11 protein-coding genes are annotated in these 16,030 nt (G+C 39.5%); 2 read left to right on the top strand and 9 right to left on the bottom strand.

The annotated features are described in order from the left end of the window. Positions 1 to 57 precede the first annotated feature (57 nt). Entirely contained in the window at positions 58 to 1,119 is a 1,062-nt protein-coding gene (locus BM294_RS03390; protein WP_091204912.1) for a LacI family DNA-binding transcriptional regulator, read from the bottom strand. A 301-nt stretch (positions 1,120 to 1,420) separates the two neighbouring features. On the opposite strand from BM294_RS03390, the gene BM294_RS03395 reads away from it, so the two are divergent. Both BM294_RS03395 and BM294_RS03400 read left to right on the top strand, forming a co-directional pair. After that, on the top strand, positions 1,421 to 3,862 hold the full coding sequence (locus tag BM294_RS03395) for a glycoside hydrolase family 94 protein (RefSeq protein WP_091204914.1): 2,442 nt from the start codon (positions 1,421 to 1,423) through the stop codon (positions 3,860 to 3,862). Between the two features lie 343 nt (positions 3,863 to 4,205). Then, the gene (locus BM294_RS03400) at positions 4,206 to 5,324 is read left to right on the top strand and encodes an SLC13 family permease (RefSeq protein WP_091204915.1); all 1,119 of its coding nucleotides are present in this window, start codon (positions 4,206 to 4,208) and stop codon (positions 5,322 to 5,324) included. Positions 5,325 to 5,485: 161 nt separating this feature from the next. Here the strand turns inward: BM294_RS03400 and BM294_RS03405 are convergent, their stop codons facing one another. The 8 genes from BM294_RS03405 to BM294_RS03440 all read right to left on the bottom strand — a co-directional run bounded on the left by BM294_RS03405 (position 5,486) and on the right by BM294_RS03440 (position 15,970). After that, positions 5,486 to 6,172 (bottom strand): phosphatase PAP2 family protein, encoded by a 687-nt coding sequence (locus BM294_RS03405; RefSeq protein WP_091204917.1) that lies wholly within the window; start codon positions 6,170 to 6,172, stop codon positions 5,486 to 5,488. Then, positions 6,169 to 6,963, bottom strand: coding sequence for a phosphatidylserine decarboxylase (locus BM294_RS03410; RefSeq protein ID WP_091204919.1), 795 nt, complete (start codon positions 6,961 to 6,963; stop codon positions 6,169 to 6,171). The genes BM294_RS03405 and BM294_RS03410 overlap by 4 nt, the downstream gene beginning before the upstream one ends. Positions 6,964 to 6,985: 22 nt before the next feature. Continuing rightward, positions 6,986 to 7,630 carry a CDP-alcohol phosphatidyltransferase family protein gene (locus BM294_RS03415; RefSeq protein WP_091204920.1) on the bottom strand — a complete coding sequence of 215 codons (645 nt, stop codon included), beginning with the start codon at positions 7,628 to 7,630 and terminating at the stop codon, positions 6,986 to 6,988. A 13-nt stretch (positions 7,631 to 7,643) separates the two neighbouring features. Then, a complete protein-coding gene (locus tag BM294_RS03420; protein WP_242944405.1) occupies positions 7,644 to 8,213 on the bottom strand; it encodes a TVP38/TMEM64 family protein in 570 nt (189 codons plus the stop codon). A 213-nt stretch (positions 8,214 to 8,426) separates the two neighbouring features. After that, complete coding sequence (locus BM294_RS03425) at positions 8,427 to 11,102, bottom strand: EAL domain-containing protein (RefSeq protein ID WP_091204922.1); 2,676 nt, start codon at positions 11,100 to 11,102, stop codon at positions 8,427 to 8,429. A 111-nt stretch (positions 11,103 to 11,213) separates the two neighbouring features. Continuing rightward, positions 11,214 to 12,614, bottom strand: coding sequence for a class I SAM-dependent RNA methyltransferase (locus BM294_RS03430; RefSeq protein WP_091204923.1), 1,401 nt, complete (start codon positions 12,612 to 12,614; stop codon positions 11,214 to 11,216). A gap of 349 nt (positions 12,615 to 12,963) precedes the next feature. Continuing rightward, positions 12,964 to 13,278 carry a DUF4366 domain-containing protein gene (locus BM294_RS03435; RefSeq protein WP_242944406.1) on the bottom strand — a complete coding sequence of 105 codons (315 nt, stop codon included), beginning with the start codon at positions 13,276 to 13,278 and terminating at the stop codon, positions 12,964 to 12,966. Positions 13,279 to 13,375: 97 nt separating this feature from the next. Then, positions 13,376 to 15,970, bottom strand: coding sequence for an ATP-dependent helicase (locus BM294_RS03440; RefSeq protein WP_091204925.1), 2,595 nt, complete (start codon positions 15,968 to 15,970; stop codon positions 13,376 to 13,378). Positions 15,971 to 16,030: the final 60 nt, after the last annotated feature.

Genomic DNA, 16,030 nt, shown 5'->3' on the forward strand with positions numbered 1-16,030 from the left:
TTTTAACGTTATCCTTTGCGTTGACATATCCGATTCCTTTTCAGAAATGTCTCTGCATTATATTTCATCAGGTTGCCCTGACGTGTTCTGATTTTCAATTTTTGCCACTGACTCGCCTTCATCCAGCTTGCCATCCACCAAAAGGTGTTCTATAAGTGTTCCCTTTGGATTGTTGATAAGAGCAATCAGCTTTTCGGCGGCAAGAGATCCCAGCTTTCTGGTGTCCTGAACCAGAGTTGTGAGTCTTGGGCTTATCCTTCTGGCAAGTTCGATACCATCGTAACCTACTATAGATATGTCCTCCGGTATCCTGAGTCCTCTTTCCCTGACTGCATTCATGCATCCGAAGGATGAAAAATCATCAGGGCAGATGATACAGGTCGGCGGATTTTTGAGATCCAAAAGCTTCTTGGTTGCTTCATAGGTCTTGACCGTATCTCTGTATGGAGCAGAGATCATGTACTCATCAGGAATCTCAAGACCGAATTCCTGCATAGTCTTATAGAAACATGTCAATCTGCTCTGTGTTACTGATGAGGTTTCGCGAGCGTGTATATATGCGATTTTTTTGTGTCCCTGCTTATATATATAGGTAACAAGATCTTTCATTCCTGTAACGTTATCAGACTGAACCGACATGCAGCTGTCAAACATATGATCAATGGTAACTACAGGTATGCTGCTGTTGACAAGCTCTGTCACTTCGGGATCATAGAAGTCAACGCAGGCTATCACTACTCCATCAAAACCTCTGTACAACGCATGGGATAGATATGACATTCTGTTTTCATCGCTTCTGTTTGAGTTGATAAATGTTATGTCATAACCGTTTTTCTCTGCGGTCTGCTTGAAACTGTCCAATACATGTGAGAAATAGTCATGTGTAAGTCCACTGTTTGCTTCATCAACAAATAGAACTCCGATATTATTTGTTCTGTTTGTCTTCAATGCCTGAGCAGCGGCGTTTGGTCTGTATCCAAGCTCTGCAGCAGTTTTTTTGATCTGTGCTTTTTTCTCTGCACTTATATCACTATGATCATTCAGTGCTTTTGATACTGTCGCGATAGAAACTCCGCAAGCATTAGATATGTCCTTGAGAGAAACTGTTCTTTTAGTCATATATCCTCACTCATTGTTTACTTAATCGTTTTCGCAACTTGAATATACATCATCTTGTTGAGATATACAAGATTAAAATTAAAAAAATTGTGTATATTTTATATTAATTGTCAATATTTGTTGATGAAGCGTGGGTTTTGACCGATATTTTTTCCGGTTGTAGAAAAAAACATTTAGTTAACAGCAAAAATTACTGTAACGTTTTCATATAAATGCTGTATTTGCGGTTGCATAATAGCAATTGTGAGTATATAATGCCACTAAACATACACCTTAAACGTTTAAGTTACAGGAGGCATTTATGAAATTCGGTTTCTTCGATGACGCTGCTCGTGAATACGTCATTACTACCCCAAAGACACCTTTGCCATGGATAAACTATCTTGGAAATAAGGAGTTTTTCTCACTTATATCCAATACCTGTGGTGGTTATTCATTTTATAAAGATGCAAAGCTGATGAGACTTACCAGATACAGATACAACAATGTACCATATGATAACAACGGTAAGTATTTTTATATCAAAGACTTAAGTAACGACACTGTCTGGAATCCGGGTTGGCAGCCTGTTAAGACGGCTCTTGACAGTTACGAGTGCAGACATGGTCTTGGATACAGCAGGTTCAAGTCTTCTAAGAATGGTGTTGAAGCTTCTCTTCTTACTTTTGTTCCTATGGATGACAATTGTGAAATTTCAATGATAACAATCACAAATAATAATGATGTAGACATTGATCTGTCTCTTTTCTCTTATGTTGAATGGTGTCTTTGGAATGCTGATGATGATATGAAGAACTTTCAGCGTAACCTTAGTACCGGTGAAGTTGAGGTTGCAGAAGGTGGCTCAGTTCTTTTCCATAAGACAGAGTACCGTGAAAGAAGAAATCATTATGCAGTATATGGTGTAAACAGTGCTGTGACAGGATTTGACACAAGTAGAGATGCATTTCTGGGGGCATATAACGGTCCGGACAGTCCTGATGTTTTGGCTTCGGGAAAGGCCACGAATTCTGTTGCCAGCGGCTGGTCTCCTATCGCTTCTCATCAGATTGATCTTAAACTTTCGAAGGGCGAATCAAAAACATTTATATTCACTCTCGGATATATAGAAAACGAAGAGAATCAAAAGTGGGAAGCTCCATCCGTAATCAACAAAAAGAAAGCATTTGAAATGCTGGAAAGATATAATGATACCACAAAGGTTGAACAGGCTTTCTCTGAACTCAAAAACTATTGGGATGACCTTCTCGGAATATACCATGTATCTTCTTCAAATGAAAAAGTTGACAGAATGGTTAATATATGGAATCAGTATCAGTGCATGGTTACATTCAATATGTCAAGATCGGCTTCATACTATGAATCAGGAATTGGCAGAGGCATGGGATTCAGAGATTCCTGTCAGGATCTCCTCGGATTTGTTCATCTGATTCCGGACAGAGCAAGACAGAGAATCATCGACATAGCTTCAACACAATTCCCTGACGGAAGTGCATATCATCAGTATCAGCCCCTTACCAAAAAGGGGAATTCAGATATAGGTTCCGGATTTAATGATGATCCTCTGTGGCTTATCGCAGGAACAAGTGCCTATATCAGAGAGACCGGTGATCTTTCCATATTGAGTGAGCTGGTTCCGTTTGACAATGACACAAGCACTGCTCAGCCTCTTATGGCTCATCTCCAAAGATCCTTTGACTTCACTGTCACACATAAGGGACCTCATGGACTTCCTCTTATAGGACGTGCAGACTGGAATGACTGCCTGAATCTGAACTGCTTCTCTGCTCATCCCGGTGAATCTTTTCAGACATTCGGACCTTCCGAGGGACCTGTTGCCGAGTCTGTATTTATAGCAGGAATGTTTGTCAAGTACGGTAAGGAATATGCTGAACTTGCAGAGCTTTTCGGAGATACAAGTGAAGCAGAAAGAGCAAGAAAAGAAGTTGAAAAGGTATATGATGCCGTTATCAACTACGGTTGGGACGGAGAATGGTTCCTGAGAGCCTATGATGCACATTCTGAGAAAGTAGGTTCAAAGGATTGCGAGGAAGGTCAGATCTATATCGAGCCACAGGGTTTCTGTACTCTTGCCGGTATCGGTGTAAAGGAAGGCCTTGCTGAAAAAGCATTAAAGAGTGTCGAAGAAAAACTTGATACAAAGTATGGAGTTATGATACTTCAGCCTGCTTATACAAAGTATCATCTCGAACTTGGCGAAGTAAGCTCATATCCGCCTGGATACAAGGAGAACGGAGGTATCTTCTGCCACAACAATCCATGGGTTTCTATAGCTGAAACAGTTCTCGGACACGGTGACAGAGCATTTGACATATATAAGAAGACCTGTCCGGCGTTTATAGAGGAAATAAGCGAAGTACATTGTACGGAGCCATATGTTTATTCACAGATGGTAGCGGGAAAAGATGCAAGATTTTTCGGACAGGGCAAAAACAGCTGGCTCACAGGTACTGCAGCCTGGACCTTTGTTAATGTTTCGCAGTACATCCTTGGTGTCTGCCCTACACACCATGGTCTTTCCATAGATCCATGTCTCCCATCTGACTTCGGCGATTTCACATTATCAAGAAAGTATCGCGGTGCTGTATACAACATCACAGTAGAGACAAACGGATCACAGAAAGGTATAAAAAAGCTGGTCGTAAATGGTAATGAGATAAGCGGTAATGTTATTCCTTATGATGAAAAGGTAAAGGAATATAATGTTACGGCAATTATGTGATCATAAAGCGGGTCATAAAGTATAAATCCTCGTTAAAGCAAGTGTTTTGATACTTTGATCCTTACGTCTTCATAAAAGGCATGTGCGGATTATTTGCACATGCCTTTTGCAATATTTAAATATTGCCGAATACTATTTACGACTGGATCTTTATCTTATTGACCTCCGGAGTATAAAGGATTATTCTATGCGAGTGGCTAAAAACGATGCAGCTACTTCGATTGAAATCGCAGATAGCAGGGCTGCATCATTTAATATTATGATGTAATGGGCAAAAGTAGTAAATCAGCTGCCTGCATGTTGATTTGCTACTTTGTGATCCGATTATTCAAACGGGGAAATCATGAGTTCAGTAAAGGTTTTTTTGAAAAATGAAGTAGTATTATGTGTGTCTTTTTTGTTGGCGGTTCTGTCTTGCTTTTTTGTAACACCCGATGAACAATATGCGGGTTATATTGATTACAGAACACTGAGCATTCTTCTATCGCTAATGATCACAATGGCTGGCTTTCAAAAGCAAAATGTATTTTTACAGATCGGAAGTTATCTTGTGGGAAGAATGAATTCTATACGAGGAGTCGTTCTTATCCTTATCGGCCTATGCTTTGTTTCAAGCATGTTTATCACTAACGATGTGGCACTCCTGACCTTTGTTCCGTTCTCCATAGTAACGCTGACTATTTCAGGCAGAGATGACCTGTACATCAATGTTATAGTTCTGGAGACAGTTGCGGCTAATCTCGGTAGTATGCTAACACCTTTGGGGAATCCTCAGAATCTTTATCTCTACTCACTTTCCGGTATGAACCTTAGTGAATTTGTGAAGTTAATGCTTCCATATAGTGTTGCAGCAGCAGTTTTGCTTCTTGTCTTTATATTTATATTGATAAAGTCCTCACCTGTAGCATTAACTGAACACAGTGAAATTGAAAACTCATCCAAAAGAAAGATGATGATAGCGTTGTATGTGCTGATGTTCTTTATATCCATCCTTGTGGTAGCTCATACCGTATCCTATCAGATCGGACTTATGACTGTCGTACTTGCTGTTCTTCTTTTTGACAGAAAGATACTTTTTAAGCCTGACTATTCTCTCCTGTTTACATTCGTATTTTTATTTATCTTTATCGGCAATATCAAGAGGATTCCAGCCTTAAGTGATGTACTCGGGAGACTTGTAAAATCAAACGAGATCGGAATATCAATACTTCTGAGTCAGTTTATAAGTAATGTTCCGGCTGCCATACTTTGCTCCGGATTTACATCAGATATTCAAAAGCTTATTGTTGGTACGAATCTGGGAGGACTGGGAACATTGATAGCTTCCATGGCCAGTCTTATATCCTTTAAGCAGTACTGTAACACTCAAAAATGCAATACAAAAAAGTACATCGGAATCTTTACATCGGTAAATATTATTTTCCTGATAGTCATGATTCTTGTTGTAAAGCTGTTCTATTAACTAAAAAACCTTCTGCGATTACAGCAGAAGGTTTTTTGACACTGATTAAAGCGTTTCCCTGGCCGTATTTTCGATGTGAAGCATCAATCTCCTTTGAAAATCCGTGCCCCGACGCAGGAGGCTTTAATGAAGCACTGATTTGATAAGTGTTTCATCAATGATTATTGATTATATGAATTCTTATAAAAATGATGAATGAGAATATCCGATACAGCCCTTCCTGCTTCTGCCACAAGTACGGCTCCAAAGAAATCCAGGATAACATGCTGTTTTATAAATAGAGTACTTAGAAATACCAGCATACTCATGATTACCATCATTAGTTTATAGCCTTTTCCGAAACTCTTAATCTCCAATGCCGCTCTCATACATATATAACTTTCCAGGCAGTGTATGGATGGAAAAAGATTTGTTGGGGCGTCCAATCTATAAATCAGTGATACCAGTCTGCTGAATATATCCATTCCTTCTACAGTAACTCTTCTCATGGTTGTTGGGAAAAAGATAAAAAAAAGACATACCATGAGCTTTGAAATAATCTCTCCTGTAAATACCTTTAAGCTGTATCTTTGTCCCACTCTCGCGATTTGAATATATCCGATGATCCATTGTATATATGACAGAATATAAGGAATCACAAAAACCGGCAAAAACGGAAGTTTATAGTCAAGCCATAAGGAAATATCATGATGTACCAGCTTTTCAGTGAATAATCTTGTTCCGAAATACACCAAAATATTAACAAGAAACATCATAAGAAGCGGTGCGTAGGCATAGTTCGGAATGATGCTGCTCTTTACTCTGATATTGTATTGATGAGTCAAATCTTTTGTATGTAATTCTTTCATCGTTGTATGAGGGCTTTTCCAAGCTCTACAGATATTTCGTCCTTGATTTCAGGAAGTCTTCGTTTAGTCAATACGACAATTGATGAACCGCCATATTCAAAATATCCCTTTTCAGAACCCTTTTGAACCATATCTCCTGTTCTGTAATCAGAATTGGATATTTTTCCGACCAGAAGTGCACCTATCTCCATCTGAACGATATCGCCCAGATCCTTGTTATTTAGAACAACGAATTCTCTGCTGTTTTGAATAAATACAGGGTACTTCTCATGACAAACGGGTTTTACCGAATGAAGTATACCGTCTATGCGTCTTGACAGTCTTACGTCACCGGAAACGCAGAAACTGTATCTGTGATAATGTGAGGGGGTCAATCTGAATATAAGAGCTGATCCACCCATAAACTGCCCGGCAAGATCCTTATCCTTAAGAAGCTGATTCAACGAATATGAAGTGTGCTTGATATGAAAAATACTGTTTTCGTCAATATCTGAAACAGTAAGGTATGCATCACAGGGACTGGTGAGCAATCCATCTTCGATGATACGTCTTCCCGGCTTTATCTTTCGTGTAAAAAAATCATTGAATGATTTGTATCCGCCTTCGGGTACTTCATAGTCATCAGGATTAATACCATTATTCTTTATAAAAGATGGGACTATATGTGCAGAAAGACCAGACGACATTAATTCTGCCGCACAAACCGACACCTTTCTGTTGACGAGTCCTTTAAGGAGAAATCTTCCACAGGGGGTGCCGTACAAAAAATCAATCATTAAGCTTTCGCTCATTAGTTATGCTCCTGTAAGTATCTCACATGATATCTGCGCCGGATAAAAGGAAGATACCGATAAACTCAAGAAGTCCCAGAGCTATCATAATGATCTTTCCTACAAGTTTAGGCTTTTTAATCTCTATTCCGCTGATGAACCCACAGGCCATAATAAGAAGGAGGACGATATAACTAAGCTTTCCTCTAAGTCCAAGTTGTGACTTGATAAGGAACATAAGCGGAAGCAAAATGGCTACGGTTGTAACCGGCACACCGAGATAAAACTCTCTTTTACCTGTCGTTTTCTTCTGTCTGTCCAACTCCTGAACATTGAAATAAGAAAGACGGATAAGTGCACACAGTACATAAACAGATGCTACTATACCGGCCATAAAAGCCTTATCATATATCATGTAGACAAATAATGCGGGAAGAACACCAAAGCTTATGAGATCACTCATAGAATCGATTTCTATTCCGAAATGCTTCTCATAGCAGTTCCTTTCTTTGGTCGAAGCAACAGCTCCGTCGAACATATCACAAATACCGGCAGTCATAAGACAGGTCATACTATGTACAAAATCCAGCTTTATAGCTGAAAGTATACCTGTAAATGCAAACAGCATACCCATATATGTCAAAACAACTGTATAATCATAGAATCCTAAAAACTTCTTTTTATCCATAATTTAACCTCTCCTACCTGATGAGACCGAACAAAATGCTGTACGCAAGGATACACCATGGTTTTCCCAAAATAATAATCCAGATAAACTTACGTGTGTTCATGCCGATCAATCCGGAAAAATAGCACAAAAAATCATCCGGAAACAAAGGAAGTAACATAGCTATAAACAGAAATGCATCATAGTACCTCTTGTTTTCCAGTTTGTGTTTCCATTTAAGATACTCTTTTTCCGAAAAAAGAGATATAACAAGATCAACCCCAAATCGCTTTGCGAGAAAAAAAGCAATGATGGATCCTACTGAAATCCCTATGTAGTTACACAAAAAGCCTATAATGGTTCCAAAGCTGATAGCTCCGGCGGCGCATCCGAGATATCCGGGAAGAATAGGAATCACTACCTGAAGTGCCTGAAAAAAAGTAAGCACAAGAGGACCGGCAATACCGAACTTCTTCATCAAATCCTGATAATCCTGTACGGAAGTTATATTGTGTCCATATACATACTTAATGAATGCATAAAGAAATCCAATAAGTAAAATGATACAGACAATTTTAATCTGTTTACTTAACTTATTATCCAAATTAAAACCTTCCTAATCCTTCAGGAAGATCATAACCTTCCAAATCAAATGATCAGTCACCTGTATATAATATAATATTTATCCCGATAAATAAACCTTGGGATAGCGAATGAACATACAAAAACGCTATCCCAAGATTATATACCAATAGTTAACAGGGACTAATTTCAATTAATTTAAGTATCATTACCCCGGAAATCTATATGAGATACTTTATAAGCATACTTCTTTAAGCTGCTTTTTATTGATATACATATTATTATCAGCTCTTTCAAACACCTGGCTTACGGATTTGTCATCCTTATGATGATATCTTGACATTCCGGCTGCGATAACAACCTTATGGTCTTTTCTGTTATTGATATTAAGATGTTCAAAACCCTCCAAAAGAGCATCCATATTTCTGTAGTCATCATTTTGAGCAATGACTACGAATTCATCTCCTCCAATTCTGAATACAGGGCTGTGTTTAAATGTCCTGCATATGCACATAAAGCCATCTTTTATGAACTGATCTCCTGCCTGATGTCCCTGAGTATCATTGACCTCCTTGAGACCGTTAAGATCAAATACCACAACCGCAAAGTCAGGTGCATCTTCTTTTTTGATAAGATCATTAAGTGTGTTTACGGCATCAACATATGCATGCTTGTTCTTTCCGCCGGTCAGAGGATCAACATTGGCGATATTCCTTGCAGCCATAAGCATCTTACTGTATTCCTGATCCTTATGAACCTGAAGATCAATATCAATGAGACCTACTATAAGCTGTAAGCGGTCATCCTCTCTTATCATAGCAGCTTTTAATTTTACATAACGGGCAGTGCCGTCAAAAATCATCCTGTAATTAAGTGAGAAAACTCCTTTTTCATGTATTTCTCTCATTATCGATTCTTTGGAGAACTTCGACAGGAATAAATCGATATCGTCGGGATAAAGGACTTTAAGACTGTTTTTACGTGACTGCTCAAAGAAGTCAGATCCTTCACTCGCTATACCGAGAGATTTAAGACTTCCTTTTATACTGAATTCAATATAGTGATCGGTTTCCGGATCAACATTATAAATGCAGATATAATCCCCTGAAAGCGCAGTGATCCGTGAGTAGATTTTCTGTTCCTGACGAATACGTTCAAGTGCTTCTTTATGTCTCAGTTCGGCATCATTGTTCACGTGATCAAGAATGATGATGGCGATTGCAACTATGCCTGTTACAGGGTTGGTGGCAATTCTTCTCAAAAAGAGGTGAGTGAGATCTCCGTTTTTGTTTTTTACTCCTACTACTATGCGTTTTCCGTCGCTTCTGCATTTTCTTAATGCCTGAATCAGATCGGGATTGGTAATGCTGCTTGAATCTGTATAATTGATACGTTCCTTTGTGTATAGATCATAATGATACTTGACCATAAAGTCTCTGTAGGATTTATTGCCTCTTGCAAATATGGCTTCATGATCGCTTACTTCGACTATGAACATAGGCATTGTATCAAAATAATTCCTTAAACTTTCATCCTCTTCGTCAGAAGCAAATGACACATCATAAAGGTTTACATTGCCAAGAATGGAATAGTATTCCGACTCCATAGGATTTTCAAAGCCTTTTAATATGTCTTTTTTATTCATTTCCAGAATTTCTTCATATGAAATGGGTTTATAGTAAAAGAATCCCTGAACTCTGGTACAACCTATCTCCTTAAGAAACTCAACCTGTTCCGATGTTTCAACACCTTCTGCAACAGTTTCACTTCCCAGACCGTTGGCAAGACGTATGAGTTCAGTAATGATGATTCTGCTTCCTTCACTTTTTTCAATCTGACTGATGAATGCCTTGTCAAGCTTGATGACATCAAAATGAACACGCTGAAGTATATCTGGAGATGAATAACCGCTTCCGAAATCATCCATCCACACGCTGAAGCCAAGTTCTCTGAAACGGTTTATCTGAACCATCATAAAGTCTACATCATCCATGATGATGCTTTCGGTTATCTCTATGATAATACTGCTTCTTTCAAGTCCCGCATCATCCACTCGACGTCTTATCTCTTCGACCATATCACAGAAGTGGAAATCTGTTCTTGAGAGATTGATAGAAGTCGGTACTACATAAAGCCCTTCAACCGACTGCTTCTTAAGCTTATTGATAACCTGTTCCGCAACATAAAGATCAAGCTTATATGCAATCTTTGCATCTTCGAGTATAGGAATGAAGTCAAGCGGAGGTATGAGTCCTTTGGTAGGATCCTGCCATCTTACAAGTGCTTCTTCGCAGCAGACTTTACCGTTAGATGTTCTGACTATAGGCTGATAATTGACATAAAGCCAGCCTTCGTCGAGAGCCATCTCGAAATTTTCAAAAACGTATCTTTTATTTTCAAATTTATCCAGAAGTTTTTTGTCGAAATATACAACTGTTGAATTGTATATGTTACCGCAGGAATCACAGGCGATCTTTGCACGGTCACATGCTGTGGCAGATCCGACTGCTTCAAGATCACTTTTATATACTCCCATTCTTACCGGGAGATTTTTTCCGTCATTTGCAAGACCAAAGTCCTTGATGAGCGATGGAATATGTTTATCCAACGTATCTGCAAATGTGCAGACAGCAAAATGATCTGCTGTTATACGACAGCAGTTTTTGATACTGAAATGCTGAACCAGAATATCAGCAATCGACTTGATAAGCTTATCTCCTTCGGTATATCCATACCTTTGGTTGTATGCCTGCATTCCGTGGAGATCCATGAACATCATCGCCGTGGATCTGTGTTTCTCTGCAGCTATTTCATGACATGACTGTGAGAGTTCAAAGAAATAATTCATGTCAGGCAGACCGGTCAGATAATCATGACCGAAAGTGTGTGCTCTATATCTATACTCTTCCATATACGTTTCTCTTTTACCCCTAAAAAAGAAATTAATATAAATTGATTATAACATATAAAAAAACTCTGAATGTAGCATTTAGCTTAAATTCAGAGTAAATAATTGCATTATTTAATTATCTTTTGACAAGAGGCAAATCATCTCACAGTTATTTGTTCTTGGGAACATATCAACCGGACAAAGTTTAACAACCTTATATCCGGCTTCCTGAAGAGGAACAAGATCTCTTGCAAGACTCTTTGGTTTGCAGGCTACATAGATAAGCTTATCAACTCCGTAGTCGATGATTTTGGTAAGAGCCTTTGGATGTATACCGTCTCTTGGCGGATCAAGGATTATAAAGTCAGGTCTGGGCGCATCTTCATAACTTCCGTCTTCCTTTATAAGTCTTCCGCCCTGCTCTATAACCTTTAATACATCACCTGCTATGAAATCACAGTTCGTAACACCGTTTAATTGTGCATTTTCCCTTGCTGCAGCCACAGCCTCCTCGACGATCTCAACACCGACAGCTTTGCTTGCAACACTGCTCATAAGCTGAGTGATGGTGCCTGTTCCCGAGTAAAGATCATAGATAACAGGTTTGTCAGCTCCGTTAACTTCCTGAGCTTTCTTAAGTTCTGTGAATCCGGCATATTCACGTACCTTATCATAAAGCTTTTCTGCTCCCAATGAATTTGTTTGAAAAAAGCTGAAAGGTGTTATCCTGAAACGAAGTCCCAGAATCTCCTCATAGAAGTAGTTCTGACCATAGAGAACTGAAGTGCCCATATCGGTAACCGCATCCGCAAGTGAGTCATTGATGGTGTGAAGTATACCGGCAAATTTGCCTTCTATCTTTCCATCATCCTTAAGTTTTAAAAGAGAGTTCTTCCAACCGTTAAGAACCTCTTCTTCACTCATAGGCGGAGCAACTCTTACATATTTATCAGGAGCCGGTTTTTTATGTTTCTTCTGAGCCTTTGGACTGTATCTTCTGTTAAACCACTCATCCAGTTCTTTTGCTCTTTGATCAATGACTTCCTGTGGTGCAGGTACACGCATAGCACTGTTCCATTGTGATGTAGTTACCAGATCAACAAGGATTTCACCTGTTTTGATAGCTCTTCTGAATAAAAGATGTCTGAGATATCCTTCATGAGCTTTCTTGTGCTCGTATGTGATCTCCAGTTTTGCAAAGTAATCTCTTGTAGCTCTGACAATCTCGTTTGCGTCGCTATGAGGCAGAGCACATACATCGGTATCTATGATATTAAAGAAACTGTGTTTCTGATGTAAGCCGAGAGTGAGAGGTCCATCTTTCTCTGAATCACCAAATGAAAATTCCATCTTGTTGCGGTAGCCCTTACAGATCGGGGATGGGACTATGCTCTCAAAAACATAATCATCTGCTTTGACAACAGGCTCCAAAAGCTCATGCATCTCTTTATCCTTGATCTTGAGTTCTTCTTCATAGGATATTCCCTGATAGAAACATCCTCCGCATCTTTCTGCATTGATACATAATTCCATAAATCTATATCTCCTGTTTGGGATAGTCCGAATATAATGTGATGATACAAGGGTCAAAAGTACCAAATCACGTGCTTGCACGCGGCTTTGAGCGCTTCAAATGAATCTGTAAGGATTCCTGCTCTATGCTCACTAAAGGTGTGCGTTGGCGCTAATCGGTGAGTGGCAAATACTTTTGACACTCACGTCATGTGATGACTCTGATTTCAAATCGACATTGTACTATAACAATGTCATGGGTGTCAAAAGTATTATAAAAAGAAAGAGACAGGTCATAAAACCATGTCTCTTTGAAATGCTGCGATATATGTGGTAAAAGCACATGCCGGATCAGAGCACCTGTACAGTGTCAATCCTCTGCTATTTCTCCATCCTCTTCAGGATCCTCATAGTCATCATAGTCCTCAAGATAATCAGGTGCAACAAAACGATAAACAGCATAGGCTATAGCTGCAACCGAAGCGATGATTCCGATGATGGCAAGAATAGTAAGAAGAGTCTTCTTAAGCTTTTCATCTTCCTTTTTCTGCTCAAGATAATCCTGTAATTTAAGCTTCTGAAGAAGTAATTCAGCACGCTCTTTAGCATCTTCTCTGTGTGTCTTTACACAGTTTTTGAAATCTTTTGCATTATCAAATAAACTCAAAATATCAAACTTATCCATGAGATACCTCCTCTATGTGATACACAAGAAATTATACCATTGATAGTGGAATATTACTATGCTGCAAAATGAGGAAATGAAGATTATTTTCACTAGTTCATAAATCCTGATCGACTTTTTTGAGCTTTGCAAAACTTGCCAACATCTTCTTCTGTCCTGATTTTTCAAAATCCACTGTAACTTCAAAGTCTTTTTTACCATCAGTGATGGAAACAACCGTTCCCTTTCCGAATTTGATATGGCTTACTGTATCGCCTTCTTTATAATCAAGACTGTCAAGTTTCTGAACACCTGTAGTCATAAGATTCTTAGGGATGCCTGAGCCTGACTTTTTAGCTGAAGCTGCAGCTTTTCTGCTTCCGTATCCTGTTGATCCCATACCGGAAAGTCCATAACTGTTAGCGCCGAAACCACCGGATGTACCGAATCCTGATGATGAACCACGGCCGGTGCTGCGACTGCTTCTTCCGCCTATAACTGTTCCGAAGTCATCATCATGATTTCTGTATTCATCACGTTCATTATACTTTTGGCTTTCCCGTTTGTTGGTTCTGTAATTGCCGTATCCGGAACCAGTTCCATAACTGCCTGTTCCGAATCCTCCCTGACGACTTCCGTAACCTGAACCGCCAAAAGAACGTCCGCCATAGTTTGAACCGGAACCACCGAATCCTCCGAAGGAGTCTGCAAAAGGTGTGTCATCATCATTGAAACGATTGAGAAATGTTTTTCTGCACATTTCATCCGGTATTTCGTCAATGAACATGGAAGCTTTCATTCTTTCATAGTTACCGTTGACCATCCTGGAACGTGCTGATGTCATCACAAGTTCCTCCTCTGCACGGGTAATGCCTACATAGCAGAGACGTCTTTCTTCTTCGAGATCCTCATGTTCGTTCATGGACATGTATCCGGGGAACAGGCCATCGCTCATACCCACAAGATAAACCTTTGGGAATTCAAGGCCTTTGGCTCCGTGAAGTGTCATAAGTGTGAGAAGATCCGTATCATCATCTTTTCTGTCAATATCAGCAACCAATGAAACCTCCTCAAGAAACTCACTGAGTTTAGGCTCTTCGGCTTTGGACTGATAGTCAGATGCCTTGTTTATGATTTCTTCGATATTCTGGAATCTGGTCTCGGCTTCTATGGTTCCCTCAGCTTTTATTTCATTACCATATCCGGTATCATCACGGATTGACTCAATAAGTTTCTGAATGGAAAAGCTTTCCTCATCTAATGCCTGCTCATCCATGTATCCGGCGATACGAAGCTTGTATTTCCAGTTTTCAATCATTTCAACAAACTCTTTAAGCTTTGTACCTGCTTTTCCGCCAATGCCTATAATATCTGTTTTGGCGGCTGCTTCATACATGGTGACTACGTGTTCGGAAGTAGTATTGGCAGAAGCAAATACTCTGAGCTTTTCAAGTGTTGCATCGCCGATACCTCGTTTCGGTACATTGATGATACGTTCGAAGGCGACATTATCAGCAGCATTGGCTATGACCTTCATATACGCAAGAACGTCTTTTATTTCCTTTCGCTGATAGAAGTTTACACCACCGATTATCTGGTAAGGGACATTCATCTTTATGCACTGTTCTTCCATGAGACGTGACTGGGCGTTGGTACGGTAAAGAATAGCCTGATCCTGATATGAACGTCCGGTGTTCTTTACTTCCCGTATAACTGCATATGCTTCATCATTGGCACTCTCAAACTCCTGAAAAGTTACATCTGCGCCACCCTTTTTATCTGTCCAAAGGCGTTTCTGCTTACGTCCGGTATTGTGAGCAATGACAGCATTGGCACAATCAAGAATTTTCTCTGTTGAACGGTAGTTCTGCTCAAGCTTGATAACTCTTGCACCAGGAAAACTTTTTTCAAATGAAAGAATATTTTCAAGATTGGCACCACGGAATTTGTAGATACTTTGGTCATCATCACCTACAACGCAAATGTTTTTATATTTTGCTGCAAGCTTATGGACAAGATTGAACTGAATATCATTGGTATCCTGATACTCATCAACCAGAATATACTTGAAACGTTCCTGATAATAATCCAAAACCTCAGGCTCTGTATCCAATAGCTCGACTGTTTTCATCAGAAGATCATCAAAATCAAGTGCATCATTCTGATGAAGTTTCTTTTCATAAAGAGTGTAGCAATCTGCTATCTTTTTTTCGTTGTAATCTCCGCCGGAAATCTGATCACGGTATTCGGAAGGTGACATACCTTCATTTTTTGCCTTTGAAATCGCGGAAAGTACAGCACGTTCCTTGATGTTTTTGGAATCAATGTTCAGTTCCTTAAAGATCTGACGCATAACTGTTTTCTGGTCATCAGTGTCATATATCGAGAAATTTGACGTATAACCTATACGCTCTATATATCTGCGCAGCATACGTACACACATGGAATGAAATGTTGATACCCATACTTCACGTGCTCTATCACCGACGATTTTGTCTACACGTTCTCTCATTTCCCCTGCGGCTTTGTTGGTAAATGTTATAGCAAGGATATTCCATGGAGCCACTCTGCAGTTCTCAATAAGATAAGCTATACGATGTGTCAGAACCCGTGTTTTTCCTGAACCGGCTCCTGCAAGAACCAGTAACGGGCCTTCAGTGGCTTTGACAGCTTCACACTGTTCTTTATTTAATATACTTTCAAGATTTTCCATATCTCTCCTTATCTATTATCGCTGTATCTTAGCCGAAATATCTGACATACAGATGCCAAT

This window comes from Oribacterium sp. WCC10, from assembly GCF_900113415.1.
Taxonomy (GTDB): domain Bacteria; phylum Bacillota; class Clostridia; order Lachnospirales; family Lachnospiraceae; genus Oribacterium.

Bases quoted from the DNA above. Each gene is read 5' to 3' on its own strand.
- BM294_RS03425 (WP_091204922.1), bottom strand. From the start codon at position 11,102: ATGGAAGAGTATAGATATAGAGCACACACTTTCGGTCATGATTATCTG.
- BM294_RS03405 (WP_091204917.1), bottom strand. From the start codon at position 6,172: ATGAAAGAATTACATACAAAAGATTTGACTCATCAATACAATATCAGA.
- BM294_RS03400 (WP_091204915.1), top strand. From the start codon at position 4,206: ATGAGTTCAGTAAAGGTTTTTTTGAAAAATGAAGTAGTATTATGTGTG.
- BM294_RS03415 (WP_091204920.1), bottom strand. From the start codon at position 7,630: ATGGATAAAAAGAAGTTTTTAGGATTCTATGATTATACAGTTGTTTTG.
- BM294_RS03390 (WP_091204912.1), bottom strand. From the start codon at position 1,119: ATGACTAAAAGAACAGTTTCTCTCAAGGACATATCTAATGCTTGCGGA.
- BM294_RS03430 (WP_091204923.1), bottom strand. From the start codon at position 12,614: ATGGAATTATGTATCAATGCAGAAAGATGCGGAGGATGTTTCTATCAG.
- BM294_RS03410 (WP_091204919.1), bottom strand. From the start codon at position 6,963: ATGAGCGAAAGCTTAATGATTGATTTTTTGTACGGCACCCCCTGTGGA.
- BM294_RS03395 (WP_091204914.1), top strand. From the start codon at position 1,421: ATGAAATTCGGTTTCTTCGATGACGCTGCTCGTGAATACGTCATTACT.
- BM294_RS03435 (WP_242944406.1), bottom strand. From the start codon at position 13,278: ATGGATAAGTTTGATATTTTGAGTTTATTTGATAATGCAAAAGATTTC.
- BM294_RS03440 (WP_091204925.1), bottom strand. From the start codon at position 15,970: ATGGAAAATCTTGAAAGTATATTAAATAAAGAACAGTGTGAAGCTGTC.